The organism is Paenibacillus sp. FSL L8-0644, assembly GCF_038008165.1.
Classification (GTDB): Bacteria; Bacillota; Bacilli; order Paenibacillales; family Paenibacillaceae; genus Paenibacillus; species Paenibacillus polymyxa_D.
The window spans coordinates 3421139-3438189 of sequence record NZ_JBBOYN010000001.1 but is presented as its reverse complement, the minus strand read 5'-3'; the positions used below and the strand labels follow the sequence as shown (position 1 = coordinate 3438189).

The 17051-nt window shown below is 42.9% G+C and carries 16 protein-coding genes; 11 read left to right on the top strand and 5 right to left on the bottom strand.

Going from position 1 to position 17051, the window contains the following annotated elements; translation table 11 throughout:
• Positions 1 to 791: 791 nt before the first annotated feature.
• The gene (locus tag NSS94_RS15540) at positions 792 to 1139 is read left to right on the top strand and encodes a YolD-like family protein (protein WP_341039616.1); all 348 of its coding nucleotides are present in this window, start codon (positions 792 to 794) and stop codon (positions 1137 to 1139) included.
• Positions 1140 to 1292: 153 nt separating this feature from the next.
• A complete protein-coding gene (locus tag NSS94_RS15535; RefSeq protein WP_341039615.1) occupies positions 1293 to 1472 on the top strand; it encodes a hypothetical protein in 180 nt (59 codons plus the stop codon).
• A gap of 105 nt (positions 1473 to 1577) precedes the next feature.
• On the opposite strand, the gene cysK is transcribed toward NSS94_RS15535, so the two are convergent.
• Positions 1578 to 2516 carry a cysteine synthase A gene (cysK, locus tag NSS94_RS15530; protein ID WP_029517693.1) on the bottom strand — a complete coding sequence of 313 codons (939 nt, stop codon included), beginning with the start codon at positions 2514 to 2516 and terminating at the stop codon, positions 1578 to 1580.
• Between the two features lie 317 nt (positions 2517 to 2833).
• Here cysK and NSS94_RS15525 point away from each other — a divergent pair, with 317 nt between their 5' ends.
• Entirely contained in the window at positions 2834 to 3100 is a 267-nt protein-coding gene (locus NSS94_RS15525; protein ID WP_340932611.1) for a hypothetical protein, read from the top strand.
• 177 nt (positions 3101 to 3277) lie between these two features.
• Here the strand turns inward: NSS94_RS15525 and NSS94_RS15520 are convergent, their stop codons facing one another.
• On the bottom strand, positions 3278 to 5221 hold the full coding sequence (locus NSS94_RS15520) for a serine hydrolase domain-containing protein (RefSeq protein ID WP_341039614.1): 1944 nt from the start codon (positions 5219 to 5221) through the stop codon (positions 3278 to 3280).
• Positions 5222 to 5478: 257 nt separating this feature from the next.
• On the opposite strand from NSS94_RS15520, the gene NSS94_RS15515 reads away from it, so the two are divergent.
• From NSS94_RS15515 to NSS94_RS15495, 5 genes are all read left to right on the top strand, one after another.
• Positions 5479 to 7539, top strand: a complete 2061-nt coding sequence (locus NSS94_RS15515) for a glycosyl hydrolase 115 family protein (RefSeq protein WP_341039613.1) — start codon at positions 5479 to 5481, stop codon at positions 7537 to 7539.
• Positions 7540 to 7656: 117 nt separating this feature from the next.
• On the top strand, positions 7657 to 8319 hold the full coding sequence (locus tag NSS94_RS15510; protein ID WP_341039612.1) for an S-layer homology domain-containing protein: 663 nt from the start codon (positions 7657 to 7659) through the stop codon (positions 8317 to 8319).
• A 259-nt stretch (positions 8320 to 8578) separates the two neighbouring features.
• On the top strand, positions 8579 to 9247 hold the full coding sequence (locus NSS94_RS15505; protein ID WP_029517689.1) for a uracil-DNA glycosylase: 669 nt from the start codon (positions 8579 to 8581) through the stop codon (positions 9245 to 9247).
• Positions 9248 to 9263: 16 nt separating this feature from the next.
• Positions 9264 to 9686 (top strand): hypothetical protein, encoded by a 423-nt coding sequence (locus NSS94_RS15500; protein WP_340885868.1) that lies wholly within the window; start codon positions 9264 to 9266, stop codon positions 9684 to 9686.
• Positions 9687 to 9815: 129 nt separating this feature from the next.
• Positions 9816 to 11702 carry a tenascin gene (locus NSS94_RS15495; protein ID WP_341040414.1) on the top strand — a complete coding sequence of 629 codons (1887 nt, stop codon included), beginning with the start codon at positions 9816 to 9818 and terminating at the stop codon, positions 11700 to 11702.
• A gap of 68 nt (positions 11703 to 11770) precedes the next feature.
• Here NSS94_RS15495 and NSS94_RS15490 read toward each other — a convergent pair whose 3' ends face one another.
• Both NSS94_RS15490 and NSS94_RS15485 read right to left on the bottom strand, forming a co-directional pair.
• A complete protein-coding gene (locus NSS94_RS15490) occupies positions 11771 to 12073 on the bottom strand; it encodes a hypothetical protein (RefSeq protein ID WP_013310964.1) in 303 nt (100 codons plus the stop codon).
• A 385-nt stretch (positions 12074 to 12458) separates the two neighbouring features.
• Positions 12459 to 12653: a hypothetical protein gene (locus NSS94_RS15485; protein ID WP_029517686.1), complete on the bottom strand. Its 195-nt coding sequence runs from the start codon at positions 12651 to 12653 to the stop codon at positions 12459 to 12461.
• Positions 12654 to 12793: 140 nt separating this feature from the next.
• Here NSS94_RS15485 and NSS94_RS15480 point away from each other — a divergent pair, with 140 nt between their 5' ends.
• Positions 12794 to 13234 carry a NucA/NucB deoxyribonuclease domain-containing protein gene (locus NSS94_RS15480; protein WP_341039611.1) on the top strand — a complete coding sequence of 147 codons (441 nt, stop codon included), beginning with the start codon at positions 12794 to 12796 and terminating at the stop codon, positions 13232 to 13234.
• Here NSS94_RS15480 and NSS94_RS15475 read toward each other — a convergent pair.
• Positions 13227 to 13403 carry a hypothetical protein gene (locus NSS94_RS15475; protein ID WP_176715684.1) on the bottom strand — a complete coding sequence of 59 codons (177 nt, stop codon included), beginning with the start codon at positions 13401 to 13403 and terminating at the stop codon, positions 13227 to 13229. The two genes, NSS94_RS15480 and NSS94_RS15475, sit on opposite strands and share 8 nt — an antisense overlap.
• A gap of 114 nt (positions 13404 to 13517) precedes the next feature.
• Here NSS94_RS15475 and NSS94_RS15470 point away from each other — a divergent pair, with 114 nt between their 5' ends.
• Positions 13518 to 15338, top strand: coding sequence for a sensor histidine kinase (locus NSS94_RS15470; protein ID WP_029517684.1), 1821 nt, complete (start codon positions 13518 to 13520; stop codon positions 15336 to 15338).
• Complete coding sequence (locus NSS94_RS15465; protein WP_341039610.1) at positions 15313 to 16938, top strand: response regulator transcription factor; 1626 nt, start codon at positions 15313 to 15315, stop codon at positions 16936 to 16938. The genes NSS94_RS15470 and NSS94_RS15465 overlap by 26 nt, the downstream gene beginning before the upstream one ends.
• The last annotated feature ends 113 nt before the right edge of the window (positions 16939 to 17051 follow it).

The following is a 17051-nucleotide window of genomic DNA, read 5'->3' as shown; positions in this document are numbered from 1 at the left end:
TGCAATCAAGACACATATGTCCGCATTCAGAATAAAACGACCTCAAAATAGATAAGATGCACGAGGGGCATAACGACGGCGTATTTTATATTCGGTCGGTCAAGCTCTACTATCGACTTCTTTACCACTCCCGCCAACAGATGGTTTACCGCCAAAATCGTAAAATAGGTTAGACGCAAATTCGATATAGAGAATAAGAAGAGATATATGGATTTTTAGAAATACATAGTAGGTATAGACAACGTAATATTACTAACCTACACATTGCACCAGACTACAATTTCTATTTAAAAAAGACTTCAAGGAAAATCAAACATTAAGACTATTGTACAAAAATATCAGAATTTCGTATATGTTATTCCGCTAACGGGATACGTTAGTTCAATGGAACAGCGACAGTCTAGGACATTATCTTCTCGTACTGGTTGTCACTGTTCCAATTTCAAAGTCCGTCTAAAACTTACTTTATGGAGACTAGCGGTATGACAATTCGAAAGATGCATGGAATAATGTCGATACAATCGTATGGGACAATATAGGAGATGAATTTGAGGGAAAGAAACTTAATCATTATTCAAAAGTTGATCTAACCAGGTGAATATGCGGTGGTTAGCCAATTTTAATGCTCCAAAATTTTCATTTTATCCCTCTGATTTTGTATTTTCGTCTAGTCTATCAGACCTAGGAATATTTTTCTAGGACAAAAGTTTTGGATTCGGTATACAAAAAGCCTTGTCTAGAACGTATGTTCGGAATATAATTTCTACATAATACATCAGGAGGCTACATACATGTCGAAAAAATTAGAAGGTAACAGCTTATGGGAAAGCAGCAGGATTATCATACCAGAACACAAGGAAGCATACTTAAAACTCATGAAAGACCGTCAGCGGAGAGGCAAGCCGGAACTCGACGATCAGGAAGTCCAGTTGATCGAGCAAGCGCTTATAGAGTCCTACAACACACGTCAACCTATAACACTAGTGGTTTTTAGCCCGTTCGATGACGAAGAACTCACAGGTGTAATCACGTCTATAAATACTGCTCGCAGGGAAGTGAAACTGTTTCGTGGCGAGGATGATTTTAGTTGGATCAATTTGGAGGATATCATTTTCAGCAAGTATTTAGCAAAAATCTAAGGGTAGTAAATATTCTACTGATGTTATTCAACAAACAAGAAATGTCTCAGCTGCCTTATCTACGACAATTCAGCCGAAGTCTTTCTAGGAGCATTTGATGCTAGTGTTTTAGCTGAGCAGATCAATCCTCATATCGCAATCGAAGACTTCCTGATGACGATGCGCTACACCCGCATCAAGTTAAAGAAAGAGGCTTACAGAGTGGTACAAAACTACTACGGAGAAGCTCACTTTTACAGAAAAAGCCTGATGAGCTACAACAACATCGGGCTGGGCCAAGGTAACTTTTTCTTCGCTAACGGTCCATTTGTTGTGCAAAAAATGGACCGCTAGCGAAGAAAGAAATCAATTCAGGTTAATGAAACAATTCTATGCGCTCTTGCTTGTGTACTTGGAAAATTAACAAAAGAGGCAGCGGGATTCCTGTCTCTTTTGTTATTATTCTACGTCTGAGAAAAGCGGAGTGGACAAATAACGCTCACCTGTATCAGGTAATATGACCACGATCGTCTTGCCTTTGTTTTCTGGAAGCTTCGCAATTTGTGTTGCTGCATAAACCGCAGCCCCAGAAGAAATACCAACAAGCAGCCCTTCTGTTTTGGCAAGCAGGCGTGCAGTTTCAAATGCATCTTCGTTTTTAACTTTGAAAACCTCATCCACATATTCTTCATTAAAGTTATTTGGAATGAAACCAGCACCGAGTCCTTGTAGTTGATGTGAACCTGGAGTACCCCCAGACAGCACTGGTGAATCGAACGGTTCGACGGCTATCACTTTTACAGAAGGTTTTCGTTCCTTCAATCCCTGGCCAACGCCCGAAATAGTCCCACCTGTACCTACGCCCGCAATAAAAATATCTACACCGCCATCCGTATCATGCCAGATTTCTACAGCTGTAGTTTTGCGGTGGATTTCTGGATTGGCAGGATTGCTAAACTGCTGTGGTATGAAAGAGTTTGGTGTTTCGGCAGCCAATAGTTCAGCACGCTTGATAGCGCCTTTCATCCCCTCGGATCCCGGTGTTAACACAAGCTCAGCACCGAACGCAGTCAAAAGCTTGCGACGTTCGATACTAAACGTTTCAGGAAGTGTAATTATAAGTTTATATCCAAGAGCCGCAGCTGCAAATGCAAGTCCGATTCCAGTATTTCCACTTGTTGGTTCGATAATAACGGAGTCTTTATTGATTAAGCCTTTCTCCTCAGCGTCTTTAATCATAGCATATCCAATGCGGTCCTTAACGCTACCAGCCGGATTGAAATATTCCAACTTAGCTACCACGTTTGCCTCAATATTTTGGATTTGGCTGTAGTTCAACAGTGCTAGCAAAGGAGTATTTCCAATTAATTCAGTCAACTTTTGGTGAATTTTAGTCAAAATTATCCCTCCAAACAATTAATTCATATCTACTTACTATGACATAGATATTATCACGAATTTTTCTTCATAACCATGTTCTGTTAATTCATAGTGAGGAGCGGGAACGGATGGAACAGTTTAAACCTAAGGTACTACTCATAAAAAAGTAGTCCAAGCTTATTCAGAACCTGAGAGTCATTAAGAATGTATACAGTGTATCCTTTTACCCGCTAACCTAGTGGTCGGCGGATAACGAATTTGTATTTAGTAGAAGGCAAAAAGAGCAGTAAGGAATTAATCCTTCTGCCTCACCGTTAACATACGGGGAGGCGTTTTTGTTTTGGCAAGCTTACGGTGTATCAATTCGCGCCATCAAGTTGCTCTTGCGAGAGCTTACGACTAAATGCCTACAATACGAAGTAATTTATGTTCTTAATAAGGATATCGATACATCATCTAAAAGAATTGTGGCAAAGGTATCCTCTGCTGTAACACGGAACACTAAATCTCTGGAAACAGTTCTTGAATTTCCCGAGATTGAGAAAGTGCGGGAGGATATGACAGGGGCTACGCCTTTTCCACTTTTCTTTGGTTTCATTTGAATTAACCCTCTTTCTGTAGACATATTTGCTACACTAGTAGTTTATGAAATTTGAATAAGAGTGTTCATAGAGAAGAGAATACAAAAAAGACCGTCTATTGACGGCCTTTTCTATGTTTCGACTCGAAATATATCGTGGAGGCTATCTATGCTATAAAAAGGATAAAATTAAGTAGATCTATGCAAAAAAATAGAAATTATAGGAATACAAGAAAAACGAAATAGCTAAAAACGAAAGAATCAGCGTCGCGGTGTATACCTTTCTTAACAATGTAGCCTCCGAAACGTTACATTTTCTTACAGCAAGATAGGCAGCCGGTACAAAGGCAAGCCCAAGTACCCAGAAAAGGATAATATTGAAATTGAAATTGGACATAGGCTGATAGGGGTCGCCTATCAATTGTATGCTTGAAGCAATGAGATTGACGATCACAAGCAGACCCAGCAAGGGTATTACGGTTACACTGTCAGGCAAGGGAAGCCGTGAAGCACTCTTCTGCTTTCTTGCGTCCTTGAGCTTCCGCAGCCATCCAATAATACCGAAAATAGACCCAAGCGCAAACCAAATACTGCATCCCCCGACCAGAATATAACTGAAGATGGATGTTTGCAGGAAGGATATCGGCAATTGGTCATCGATCACTCCATATGACAACTGCGTCACTTTACCATCGGCATTGGTTAAGAAAAAAAGACGGCTGATGTTTAGGCCCGCGTGATCATAAGGAGTGCTCCCGGGAGTCACGCGTTCAAAAAAATAGGGTTTGGTTTCTACATAATCAACATTAATATTCATGGATGGAATACTCAGAGTGATTCCACCATTTCCGTTGGCTGTGACCACTTCTTCCGCATTGGATAATACGGGTATAAGCTTCAATATACCAGATGATACTGCGCGAGCAGAACGGTATTTTCCCTCCACATCCGCGCTATGCTTCAACGTGCTGTCCGCTTGCGGAGTAGCGTGGGAACCCCCGACAAACAGGTCAATGAGTTCGCTTCTCGCCCCGGACATTTCATTTTCCGCATTAGTCAGAATACTGATCCCAAAGTTTTGATCTGGCACGATAGAGACCAGAGAGGAGAATGAATCTGTATTTCCACCGTGCTCGATAACACGATAATCTCCCGCAAACCGTTCCCAAAAGCCGTGGGCATTCCCCGGAAGCTCGGGATAGTGGGTATACGAAGCCTCGTGCATTTCTCGCAAGGTTTCCTTCATGTTGAACAGCGAATATTTTAAGGAATGGTCCATGTTCATATGAGCAAGCATAAAATGAGCCATGTCCTCCGAAGTAATGTTTAACGCACCAGCCGGCACATCATTAAAGAAAACATTCGGCTTTGCCACCCAGTTTCCATCCTTCTTGGAGTAGCCTGTTGCTTTATGTTCGATAACCTCTGGAATAAGATCATACCGTTGTGTAAAGTAAGAATGTTTCATGTCTAGAGGCTCAAATATATGTTTCTGAATATAGGTTTCAAAAGGCATTCCGGATACACGTTCTATAATATAACCGGCCAGGTTGGTCCCATAGTTGGAATAAGCAATCACTGTTCCAGGCTCATAAATCTGTTGAGGCTGGTTTCCGGGTGCGACATGCTCCTTGAGAGGCCTAAGATCAGCAGGATCATGAACCAAAAGTTTTTCCAGGCGCTCCTCAAAACCTGCCGTGTGGCTCATCAGTGATTTCAGGGTAATAGGCTTATCAAAAGAAGGCTTGAGAAAGCCGTCAGGCAAGTATGTGCGGATGTCCGTATTCAAATCCAGCTTTCCTTGCTCAACCAGTTGCATTACTGCCGTCCAGGTGAACAATTTCGATACGGAACCGGCCTCCATATAGGTTGTTTCCGTACTCATGGGTGTTTGTTTCTCGATGTTTGCGTATCCGTAACCTTTTGAAAAAACAATTTTTCCGTCCTTTACTATGGAAACCGCAGCACCAGGAATCGCTGTTCCTATATATTTTTTCATAATTTGATCTGTTCTGTTTTCGATTTCGGAAATCGGGATTCCAGAGGGAGTGGTTGGAACGGACCCAGAAGCATATGCCTGGACCGGGATAAATGCCATCAATGCCAACAGGAACAAAGAGGCAAATCGTTTTTTCAATTTCATATCAAGTCTCCTTTTTGCTGCGCTTGAATCTTTAAGAGCAGTCTGTTTTTTGGAACATTTTTAGTGTAGCAGTCAAGTCTTTCTTATTTCTCTCCTGTTCCTTACTTTTTTCTTTCTCAAATGAAGCTTCAACTCTCAAATGATTTACCGAAAAAAAGCTATATTTACGTTGGTACAGCTTTATATGTATGTTGACAACCTATAAAATAAAGACAAGAAGAATCCTCATAGTTGAAAAAAATAGGAGATGACAATAAATGAAAGCCTGTGAACCTCTGACTATTTCATCTGAAAGCGGATACAATCTTCAAACTGATGAAAGTGTGCCCATTGCCTCCGCTTGGAACATGATTGCTCGAGATCATAAGCAAGTGTTTGGCCGCGAGCCATTGCAAACAGAAGTAGAGCCCTCGATCATTATCCGTTATGCGCAGGAAGGAGATAGCTGTCCGCATTGGCCAGAGGGCTATTGTCTGCGTTTTGTTGCTGGTAGCAAGGGAACGGTACTCCATATTATTGGCCGTGATGAATTGGGAATTATTTATGGACTGCTTCATTACAGCCGTTTCGCTCTGGGTGTGGAGCCGTTCTGGTTCTGGGCGGAGATTCTACCGCCTAAGCGGGATATCATAGTAATACCGAGTCAGAATGTTGACAGTATACCGTCCAAGGTCCGGTATCGGGGATGGTTTGTCAATGATGAGGTATGCTTGATTGGCTGGAAGGATGATTACCCACCGACGGAGGAGGTGTGGAAGCCCGTTTTTGAAGCGTTACTGCGCTGTGGTGGAAATATGGTGATTCCCGGAACCGATTTACCACGCACAGGTATCCATCATAAGCTTGCAGCAGACATGGGTTTATGGATCACACATCATCATGCTGAACCGTTGGGGGCGGAGATGTTTTTGCGCGCCTTTCCGGGTAAACAAGCTAGCTACAGAGAGCATCCCGAGTTGTTTGAACAGCTGTGGCAGGAAGCGATTGAACGGCAAAAGGAAGAAAAGATTGTATGGGTATTATCTTTTCGCGGGCAGGGTGACAAGCCTTTTTGGGAAGATGATCCTTCCTTTAATACGCCGGACAAACGCGGACAATTAATCTCGTATGTGGTTCGCAAGCAGTACAATATGATCTGTGAATTTGTGGAGCATCCTGTGTGCTGTATGGCGATGTATGGTGAGATTGCCGAGTTATACAAGCAGGGGCATATGGAAGTACCCGAAGGGGTGATTAAAGTATGGGCGGACAATGGTTACGGTAAAATGGTATCTCGGCGCCATGGGAATCTTAATTATCGTGTACCAGCATTGCCTGAGACGCAGGATGGGGACAAGAATGGAGTATATTACCATGTGACCTTCCACGATTTGCAAGCGTCGAACCATCTTACCCAACTTCCCTCCTCAGCCAGCTTAATTGTAGAGGAATTAACAACAGCGTTTACTTCAGGGGCGGACGAGTACCTGCTGGTCAATTCAGGTAATATTTTGCCGCATGTATATACGCTGGATTTAGTAGCAAATTTATGGATGAAGGGTGAAGTGGATGCTGAAGAGCAGCTTACTGATTTTATCGGACGGCTGTACAGTAGTCAGCTTCAAGAGATTTCCCAATTATACCGGGATTATTCCCGTTGCACTATCGTTTATGGCCCGCATAAGGATGATCGAGCAGGGGAGGAATTCTATCACCATCCAGCTCGGCAAATTATGGGGTATTGGCTACAAGGCAAAGAAGGCAGTGATGAACGGCTGTACTGGGCTACTGGAGAAAGGCCTTTTCCTGAACAGGTTCGCTGGTTCAAGGAAAAAGCCGAGTCGGTAATCCCGGACTGGGTTGAACTGCGAGAGCGGTGTCTACGAATCATGAAGCAGTTGTCAGAAGATGAATGTCGAAGGCTGTATAATCAACTGCTTGTGCAGATTGAACTGCATCTGAGTGGCTCACGTGGACTGGCAAGCTTATGTAGCGCTTATGGGCTGTTCCTTGAAAAAGATTATCCACGAGCATTTATACAAGCTTCTCATGCCGTTTGGAGCTACCGGATGGGTAAAGAAGCTTTATCGCTCGCAGGAACTGGAAGATGGGAGCATTTCTACCGGGCAGATTGGTTAACCAATCTGGATAATACTATTTCACATGCGGACACTGTACGGAGATTTCTTCGTCTTCAGGGAGACAGTCCGGATATGTTCCTGTGGTCCAAACAATATTTAATGCCAGAAACAGAGAAATATATCTACCTAGAGAATACGCATCGCAAGCCCCTTCCCGATGATGAGTTGGCACGCAGTCTGGAGAAGGTATTATATTAAGGAAGGCATGTAGCATAAGAAGCAACAGCGTCTGCCTGCAACCTTTCCAGCTTGTACTACGTCAATGAAGTTGTTAATGGCCAAGCGGCCTAATTCAACTACAAGGTGGAACTTAACATGAGTATGAGAAAAGGTGCATTTGCAGCCATTACAACTGTAGCCATTTTGTCCTTTTCCGTTGGAGGTCAAATGTCTGCGGCAGACCGCCAATTTAAGGATTTGAATAACGTAAGCGGTAAAGAAAAAATTATATCCCTTAAAGATCAGGGTCTACTCAAAGGTGCCTCTGACACGCAGTTTCTCCCGTCATCTAAAGTGACCGCTGCCCAAGGCATTCAGTTGATCTCCGGCGGACTCCAGCTCAGTTTGGCCGCCATTGATTTGAACAAGGAGCCACAGGTCAGTAGACTGTTTACCCATGTTAAGGATACTGCATGGTACGCTGAAGCTTTTATCAACGCTCATTATAATGGTGTGGTTATTCCAAAAGATATTGATCCTGCCAAAGCTCTGACTAAGGAACAGTTCACCCATATGCTGATTCAGGGCATGGAAAAAGCAGGCGCTCTTCCGATGATTAAAATCGCACCTGCGAATATTGCGGATGACAGCGAACTGGAGCCTTCTTACCAAGGTAGCATTCAACGCTCGCTAGTCTACAAGGTCAATACCTTGGATGCAAATGAAAAGTTTTATCCAAAAAGCGAGATTACACGTGCCGAAGCTGCTGTTATGTTATATAATGCATTGGAATACTTGAATACTCATACAAACTCGTAATAAATACAGCAATAAAGAGCTTTTCTTCTGAGGGAATTAAGCTTTCAGTTACTTGACATCATTATCGTTAATGTTATAATAAGGAAATCGAATTTAGACCTGCGGTAGCTGATTACCGTAAGGATATTTTCCTGGTCCTTCGGCATATAACACAGGTAACGAATAAATAAGCTGGCTCCGGATGAGGAGTTCAGCTTATTTTTTTGGATCAAAAAGCTTACCGTTTTCACTGATTTACATATTGAGAGGAGACAGGAGTATGTTTGGGAATGACTGGGATGATGTACTACGAGAAGAGGTCGAAAAGCCATACTTTAATGATTTAAGGTATACGTTAGCCCGAGAGTACAAGTTACATAAGGTATATCCTCCAAAAGAAGACTTGTTTTCCGCACTCAAATTAACGCCATTTCATCTGACCAAAGCGGTTATATTGGGACAGGATCCATATCATGGAGAGGGACAAGCTCACGGTTTAAGCTTTTCTGTTAGACCTGGTGTGCGAACGCCACCGTCTCTATTAAATATATACAAGGAGCTTCGCGATGATATCGGTACTCCCATTCCGAATCAGGGATACCTCGTTCCTTGGGCTGAGCAAGGTGTGCTGCTGCTGAACAACGTGTTAACCGTTCGTGAAGGACAACCGCAATCTCACCAGGGAATAGGTTGGGAACGTTTCACGGATGCTGTCATTGAAGCGATTAATGAGCGCGAGCAGCCAGCAGTGTTTATTTTGTGGGGGAGCCATGCTCAGAAAAAAGCAAGCTTCGTGAATACCAGCAAGCATTTGGTGCTGAAATCCGTTCATCCGAGTCCATTGGCGGCTCACAGAGGTTTTTTTGGCAGCAAACCTTTTTCGCGTACCAATGCATTTTTGCAGGAGCATGGAATGGAACCGATTCGGTGGGAGATTCATAGCCGCTAGCACTGGAGGTGAGGACATGCGTCAATGGAAGGGACGTCAGGTCATTTTATATCACGGCAACAATGGTCATACCCAGAAGGTGCGCGGCACGCTTGAAAAATGGGATGAGATACGAAAGTGTGTTATTTTAGGCCCGAAAATGCTGGCTATTCCTTTTGAAAATATTACGCATATTACCATGTTTCCTCCGGGGCGTGAGCGTAGAAGCCGCCATCCGGCGAAGCTGAACGCTACTGGTTATGTAATGAGCGTTCCGTTACAGTTTGATAATGCCATTCATTTTCAGTCGGCGGTGACGATTTGGAGAGAGGATCAGCTGATTGCTTATAATGTAAAGCTGGTTAGTCACTCGGCACACGATGTAATTCTTGAAAATGGACAAACCTTATCTAAGGAAGAGCATTTGTTTGTGGTAAGGTCACTGCGTGGAGAACTTTAACTGTAATAATTCACCTTTTTTTGATGAAGGGTTCAATTTAGTTAACTGCTTACCGATAAAAGATAATGGGATTGTTAATAATACCCTGTTTTATAGAATGAGACAAAGGGAGCGAAACGAATGGAACGTATGAAACGTATGAAACGTATGAGCAAACGGAGTACCTTCTTACTTGCGTTGCTGATGTTTGTATTTGCAGCATGGCCAGCAGGTTTGATCCGGGCTGAGGAGAGCAAGACCTCCACGGTAGAGTGGGATAGTCAAAATCCGACTACATTGAATCTGGGTGGAAGCCCCGCTCAATTAAAAGTGTGGTCATTGACAGAAAAGGGCAAGGAAGATGTTACACAAAAGGCAGAATGGATCTCTGGGGATTCAAGTATTTTAAAGGTAGATAAGGGACTCATTACTCCTGTGTCAAAAGGGCAGATTAAGATTGTTGCTACATATGAGCAGCAAACGGTAAGTACAACGATTACAGTAAAATCGCCTTACAGCAAGCTGCAATTAAATCCGACGGGTCCACTGAATCTGACGATTGGCGGAGAATCGAAGCAATTGACTGCTCAAGGTGTTCTTACTGGAGGTGGGACGGAAAATGTATCCGGTGTCGAATGGACTTCTTCGAATGCGGCTGTTGCTACCGTTGAAGATGGTCTTATTCGTCCACTTGCCAAAGGCGTGACTTACATTAAAGCAAGCAAAGATGAACTCAAAGCACAAACGATTGTGTATGTGCGCTCTTCTTCCCAGGCATTGGTATTGAGTGCAACTGGGTCCAAATCGGTCTTTTTAGGTAGCTCCCCCATTCAGGTTAGTGCAACTGATGTCAACCTGACTGGCAGCAAAACAGATGTGACCAACACGGCAGAATGGACTTCCTCCAATCCGCTGGTTGCCACAGTCGAGCAAGGTAAAATCACACCGATGGATGCAGGCAATTCGACGATTACAGCGTCCTATCACGGTTTGAGCAAGACTCTAAAGATTAATGTACTTCCGACGGTTGAAAAACTGGTTTCAAGCAAAGCCAGTCTGACTCTCGAAACAGGAGGCAAAACTTCTCTTCCGAGTATATCTGCTTATTTGGTCAATGGAGCAAAAAAAGCAGTTCAATCCGATGTAAAATGGAGCTTAAGCAGTGAAAGTGCAGTTAAAATAGCAAATGGTAAGCTGGTTGCAGTGAACCCAGGCAGTGCAACATTGACAGCAACGGTAGGTGCGCTCAAACTGGATATTCCAGTGACTGTGCAATATAAAGTGCTCAAGCTGACGGCTTCTGAGAAAAAATATGTACTGGTTGCAGGCCAAGAAGCAAGTATTCCGACAGTAAAAGCCCACATGGCTGGTGGTGGAATACTGGATATTACCAATCAGGTAAGCTGGGTAGGTACAACAGCCGCAGTTACAGTAGCAAATGGTAAAGTAAAAGCGGTGAATGGCGGTAACTCTGGAATCAAGGCTATGTATATGAATAAATATGTGAAAGTACCTGTCATTGTGGAAGGAGCCATTTCTACATTGACACCAAGCTTTTCGAATGCCGAAATGAATTTGAAAGGAAGTAAGTCCATCAAAGTCATCGGCATATATACGGATGGTAAAAAAGTTACCCTGAGCAGTAAAGTGAAATGGACAACATCGAATGCTTCCGTAGCGATCGTAAAAGGCTCTTCCATTAAAGCCGTTGGAATTGGAAACGCAACGATTACGGGCACATATCAGGATAAGTCGTTTAACATCGAGATCAAGGTCACACCTAAGCTGCTCAAACTGGTATTGAGCAATAAAAACCTGAAGCTGCCTAAAGGCTCCTCTCAAGTGCTTAGTGTGAATGCAGTTTATGATTCAGGTGCTACTACCAATGTGACAAGCTCAGCGGTATGGACATCCTCCAAACCGTCGATCGTACAGGTTACAGCTGGTCAGGTGAAGGCCTTGGAAAGCGGAAGCTCCAGTATTAAAGTAGTCTATGGCGGTAAGAAGGTAACGACATCTGCCAAAGTGTTAAAATAGCTACGTACATTGCCACATCCACTTATACAAAAGAACCCCCGGTCCAAAGACCGGGGGTTCTTTTCAGCTTATTCTACGCCGTCCTGATAATGATTTTTCCAATGTTTATCGCCTTTGTGTGCGAAGTCTTCAACTGTCTTTTCCAAAGTAGCTACCAGTTGGGCTTTAATCTCAGAAATTGTGTCTCGGAACAGTCTTTCTTCCGTACCATTGATCTTTTCACCATATAGAGCCTGAGCGGCTATAAATTGACGATGTTGCTCCACAAAACTGTCAATCGAATGCAATGCATGCTCCACGTATTGGGAAATGCTATGATGCTCGTTAGGCAGTTGCAATTTTAATTCATGAACTCTGTTTAATAATGCCATGATGATCACCTCGTGCGTTTTGTTATGTCAATAATTATACATCATTTTCGGAAAACTTTCATTAAATTTTGATTAAAATGTGACTTTTATTATGTCATGATTGCATTTTCAATGGTGATCAGGCATAATTTTCGGAAATTTCATTATTTTCCTTTGTATTGTGATTTTAAAATTTAAAATATATGATACGAAGATGATGCAAGAGCAAGCTGCGACAGCTGTCTTTCTGACATGTTATAATGGGGAAAAGCCCAGTCGGAAAGGTTGTCAGTATGGTATGAAGCTTTTTAAAGGTTTATTTTGGGGGATTCTGATTAGTCTTCTTCTGTGGTGTGCCTTGTTTGGGCTTGTCCGCTGGATGTCTTATTAAGTCGCTTCCTGTATCTTATACAATAACTCTTGCGACTGTATCCACGTCATTAACAGAAATCGTATATACGTGTTCGTCATCATAGAGCTTGAATTGCTGAGTTTCTTGGTCAGATAGGAGCTTAGGCCAGCCAATTACGGTACTTCCATTCAGTAACCGGACTACAACGGCTTGCATTTGGCTCACGGCCAGTTTGATCTCATCGTTCATTCGTGCAACCTCCTCTCTATACTATTTGTCGTCCAATATTCAACCTTTTTTTATAGTTAGTAAGGGGTTACAAAAAATAAAATCCGGGGATCACCTTAGTTGAAGGCATCTATTGGAATAGCTTGAAGGGAAGAGAGAAATTGAAGAAAAAGTTGCTAAGTTTTATAGCTTTAGTTCTGCTAGCTGCGGGCGCGTACTGGTTTGAAGGAAGCAATCTTCTTACGAAAATAACAGGAGAGAACCCGCCTTCCTCGGCGGCTCAGGTAACGCTGCAATTCCCGTCAGGTCGTTACCCTGAAACGGCGCAGCATATTAAGGAAGCCATTCAGGCGGGAAAATCACCAGTATGCACAATTGACCGTGAAGGAGCCGAGCTAAATCGCAAGCATTCGCTTACAGGTGTTCCCACTCGTAAGGGATACGATCGTGATGAATGGCCGATGGCTATGTGTTCAGAAGGAGGCAAAGGTGCAAATGTCAAATACATAGCCCCTAAGGATAATCGTGGGGCAGGATCATGGGTTAGTCATCAATTGGATGAGTATGAGGATGGAACTCGTGTAAAATTCGTTATTAAATAGTTTTTGATTTCGTGTTTTTACCTTTTAGCTCCTTAGATGTTTCCTGTTTGGCCTTAACCAACGCCAGAAAATCAAAAAAATCACCTAGTGTATTGAAGCCGGCACCTAAAATGGCCAAGTCTTCAGCGGATAGTTGGTTAAACCATTCCATTTGCTTAGCATCAAACATATTATCACCGCCAACCATTGATAATGTAGTGTATGTACTGACGGCAACAAAGGTCAGGGCTCAGGCATACCAATTAAGTATGCCTGTTTCTTGTGCAGAGGATGTGTAGAACTCATGTTTAAATTTAATTTTTATACTAAAATCGTCTCCATCGTTATCGTATTGCTTATACCTCTGCTGATCCTGTATGTCTATTCTAATCAGACAACGACAGGTGTACTACGTGAGGAGCTGAATCAATCTAATTATAATCAGCTGACTTTTTTTCAAAACCAGGTGAATACGAATATTGAAATGATTTCCTCCTGGCCGCATCTGCTGATTCATGATCCTGATGTAGCCAGTTTTCAAGCGATTTTTTTGAAGGACAAAGTTCTCAATCTGGATGGAATTAACCTTGTCAAACGGATTCAAACCAAGCTTGGGCTTCAGGAAAGCTCTTCTAATTGGAGAACCGGACTGAGTATCTATTCTCCTTCGCTTGGACGGGTTGTATCGGAAAATGGAGCAGGTTTATATGACCAGAAAAAACTAAATCAGCTGATAAAAGACGGCTGGCAGGTATCCAAAAAAAGATCATACGGGAAAGACCAATTTATATTTTCATTGTATACATTATCCCCGTTTTCTTCACTTGGTAATCCAGAAACTGCTAACACGATTATTAAGGTTGAATTTGACAGCAGTAATATTCAGGATATGCTTGACCGCTTCAAAGGTGATGGACGCAAGGAGCCTTTTTATTATAAAAAAGGCGTAGGAGCGATCTATAATCGTACTGCCAATGAAGAGCTGTCTGGACAGCTGATTTCAAAATTAGAAAAAATGGGACTCCATGAAGTTGACAATCTGACTGTGAAAATTGGAGAAGAAAGCTACCTGGTTCATGCCGTTCTTTCGCAAACGACGGGTTGGTATTTGATTGATTACATGCCTTTGTCCGATATGATGTCTCCGATTTACTCATCGAATCGACTGTTTTATATAACGGTTGTTGGCTCGCTGCTGGTAGGCCTGATTGGCGCTTACTTGCTTCATTCACAGGTACAAGTGCCAATTCTTCAGCTTGTGCGGGCATTTAGGAGACTAAAGGACGGAGACTATGCTGTTCGATTAAGTCTAAGGGGGAGTCACGAGTTTGCTTTCCTGTCTAGTCAATTCAATCAGATGGTCGAACAGATTCAGGAGCTGTTTGAGAAGGTGTATGTTGAGCAGCTACATGTCAAGGAAGCGCGACTAAAGCAGCTCCAGTCACAAATCAATCCACATTTTTTTTATAATTGTTTTTCGTTTATCACAAGTATGGCGAAGCTGCGCAATCATGAGGCGGTCGTGGCTATGGCTCATAATTTATCCAGGTATTATCGGTATACGACAAGACAGGAGCGGGATTTGGTTCCATTGTCAGAAGAAGTCGAGTTTGTTCAATATTATCTGAGGATACAGCAGATGCGTATGCCAAGGCTAACGTTCTTAGTTCATGTTTCTTCGCAGGCCAGCAGTCTGCCGATTCCGCCGCTTATAGTGCAGCCACTGGTGGAAAATGCGGTGCTGCACGGAATAGAGCCTCAAGCGGAGGAGGGTCTAATTCATATTTTGACTGAGCGTGTTGGCTCGTATATGTACCTGATTGTGGATGATAACGGACTCGGTTTGAGTAGAGAGGCTATAGCTGCCCTGACATCAACGCTTGACAAGCCTGTGGAAGAGGATCATGGATACGGTTTGTGGAATGTGCATCACCGCATGCGATTACATTTTGGGGAAGATGCCGGACTGGAGTTCTCTTTGTCTCCATTGGGAGGATTGCGTGCAGTATTAAAATGGTCGATCTCAACAGAAGGAGAGCATGCGAATGGTTTAATTGAGCCTTCGCCAGATTCGAATATAGTTAAAACGGAGGGACCAGATGGTTCAGATATTACTAGTAGATGATGAGAGTTATGTAACAGAAAGTCTGGCAGCTACCATTCCGTGGGAGACGCTAGGCATCGAGAGGGTTCATCAAGCGGTTTCCGCATTAGCAGCAGTGGATGTGCTGGAAGCGTACGATATTGATATTCTGGTAACAGATATTCGTATGCCTGGTATGACGGGACTGGAGTTGATTGTTGAAGTAAACGAGCGATGGCCGCATATCCGAAGTTTGTTACTGACAGGCTATGCCGATTTTGAATATGCTAAAAAAGCGCTTCAGCTTAAGGCTTTTGATTACATTTTAAAGCCGGTGGATGATGAAGAGTTTATCAAATGTGTGTCAGCCGCCATGGATTCGCTAAAGGAAGAATGGGAAGCATTTGACAAGGTTCATCAATTACAATATAGCCGCAGAAACGATTTTGGTGTACTGCGGACCCATTTGATGCATGATTTGCTACTCGGGCGTGATTTACCAGTACCAAAAATAGAGAGCAAAATGTCCGAGTACGAAATCAAGCTACGTACGGGACATCCTGCCAGTATGCTGCTTATTCAGCTAGGAAAGCATTTTTCTGATATGGACTATCATTCAGTCTCCTTAATTGAGTATGCGATTGGAAATATTGCCGAAGAAGTGTTCGCACCTGATTTTCACGTTTGGCATTGCAAAGCGCCGCATGACTGCTTAATTGTATTAATAGAAGGGAATTGGAATTCATTTCCTGAGCGGAGTGTGGATGAGCAGAATCGTTTTTTGAGTGCGGCGATTGAGGCCTTTCGAAAAAATGTAAGCAATTACTTGAAAGGGGAAATTTACGTTGCATTAACCGGATGGTTTAAGTTTCCAGAGGAACTGCCTAAGCTATATCAGACAGCGATTAGATCTTTATACTGGAATCATCAGGAGGAAACGGATGCACTGCTATTCATAGAAGAACAGACAGAACAGCCACACAGTTCAGTTAAGTCACTAGAGGGGCTTTATATGCACCCTACGCTTACTCATCTGCTCGAATCCAGGCAATGGGACGAGGCTGAAGCGAAAGTGAGCCGTGTATTTGGAAAAATGGAAGAGGTGGGATATACACGCGAGCATTTATATGAGCTGTTTATTTCGGTGACGAGCGCCTTTATGTATACAGCGCACAAACAAGGACGTTTCATTACACAGATGGATCAAGTAGGCTTCGATCCGTTACATGCGCAGAAAATGGTTCATTCGTTCCCCCACCTCAAAGAGTGGATATTTTCCATGATGAACAAACTTAAATCTGAATGGTCCGCAAGCGAACAAAGCGCTAAAAGTTATGTGGTCAAGCAGGTTCAGGAGCTCATCTCCCAGGATAAAGGCCAGGAGCTGTCTGTTAAGACGATTGCTGATCAGGTTTATCTTCATCCAGTCTATCTGTCTAAAATTTATAAAGCTGAAACCGGAGAAGGTCTGGGTGACTATATTATCCGAATGAGAATGGAGCGGGCTCTTTATTTGCTCAAATATTCCAACAAAAAAATATACGAAATTACGACGGAACTAGGCTACCAGAATCCCCAATATTTCAGTAAAATGTTCAAAAAGCATTACGGAATGACTCCGCACGAATTTCGAGATCAGTAGAGATGGGACCAGTAAAGACGAAATCAGTAAAGATCAGTTGGGAAAGGTGCAGAAATATTTATTTTGTGACATAGGCTGTGAAGAAAAGCCCTTCTATAATAAAAGAGTAGAAA

What these genes read in the sequence shown, in the direction of transcription:
- NSS94_RS15515 (WP_341039613.1), top strand. Translation starts at nt 5,479, where the DNA reads ATGAAAGCCTGTGAACCTCTGACTATTTCATCTGAAAGCGGATACAAT.
- NSS94_RS15510 (WP_341039612.1), top strand. Translation starts at nt 7,657, where the DNA reads ATGAGTATGAGAAAAGGTGCATTTGCAGCCATTACAACTGTAGCCATT.
- NSS94_RS15495 (WP_341040414.1), top strand. Translation starts at nt 9,816, where the DNA reads ATGAAACGTATGAAACGTATGAGCAAACGGAGTACCTTCTTACTTGCG.
- NSS94_RS15500 (WP_340885868.1), top strand. Translation starts at nt 9,264, where the DNA reads ATGCGTCAATGGAAGGGACGTCAGGTCATTTTATATCACGGCAACAAT.
- NSS94_RS15465 (WP_341039610.1), top strand. Translation starts at nt 15,313, where the DNA reads ATGGTTCAGATATTACTAGTAGATGATGAGAGTTATGTAACAGAAAGT.
- NSS94_RS15485 (WP_029517686.1), bottom strand. Translation starts at nt 12,653, where the DNA reads ATGAACGATGAGATCAAACTGGCCGTGAGCCAAATGCAAGCCGTTGTA.
- NSS94_RS15505 (WP_029517689.1), top strand. Translation starts at nt 8,579, where the DNA reads ATGTTTGGGAATGACTGGGATGATGTACTACGAGAAGAGGTCGAAAAG.
- NSS94_RS15490 (WP_013310964.1), bottom strand. Translation starts at nt 12,073, where the DNA reads ATGGCATTATTAAACAGAGTTCATGAATTAAAATTGCAACTGCCTAAC.
- NSS94_RS15520 (WP_341039614.1), bottom strand. Translation starts at nt 5,221, where the DNA reads ATGAAATTGAAAAAACGATTTGCCTCTTTGTTCCTGTTGGCATTGATG.
- NSS94_RS15535 (WP_341039615.1), top strand. Translation starts at nt 1,293, where the DNA reads ATGACGATGCGCTACACCCGCATCAAGTTAAAGAAAGAGGCTTACAGA.
- NSS94_RS15475 (WP_176715684.1), bottom strand. Translation starts at nt 13,403, where the DNA reads ATGTTTGATGCTAAGCAAATGGAATGGTTTAACCAACTATCCGCTGAA.
- NSS94_RS15540 (WP_341039616.1), top strand. Translation starts at nt 792, where the DNA reads ATGTCGAAAAAATTAGAAGGTAACAGCTTATGGGAAAGCAGCAGGATT.
- NSS94_RS15470 (WP_029517684.1), top strand. Translation starts at nt 13,518, where the DNA reads ATGTTTAAATTTAATTTTTATACTAAAATCGTCTCCATCGTTATCGTA.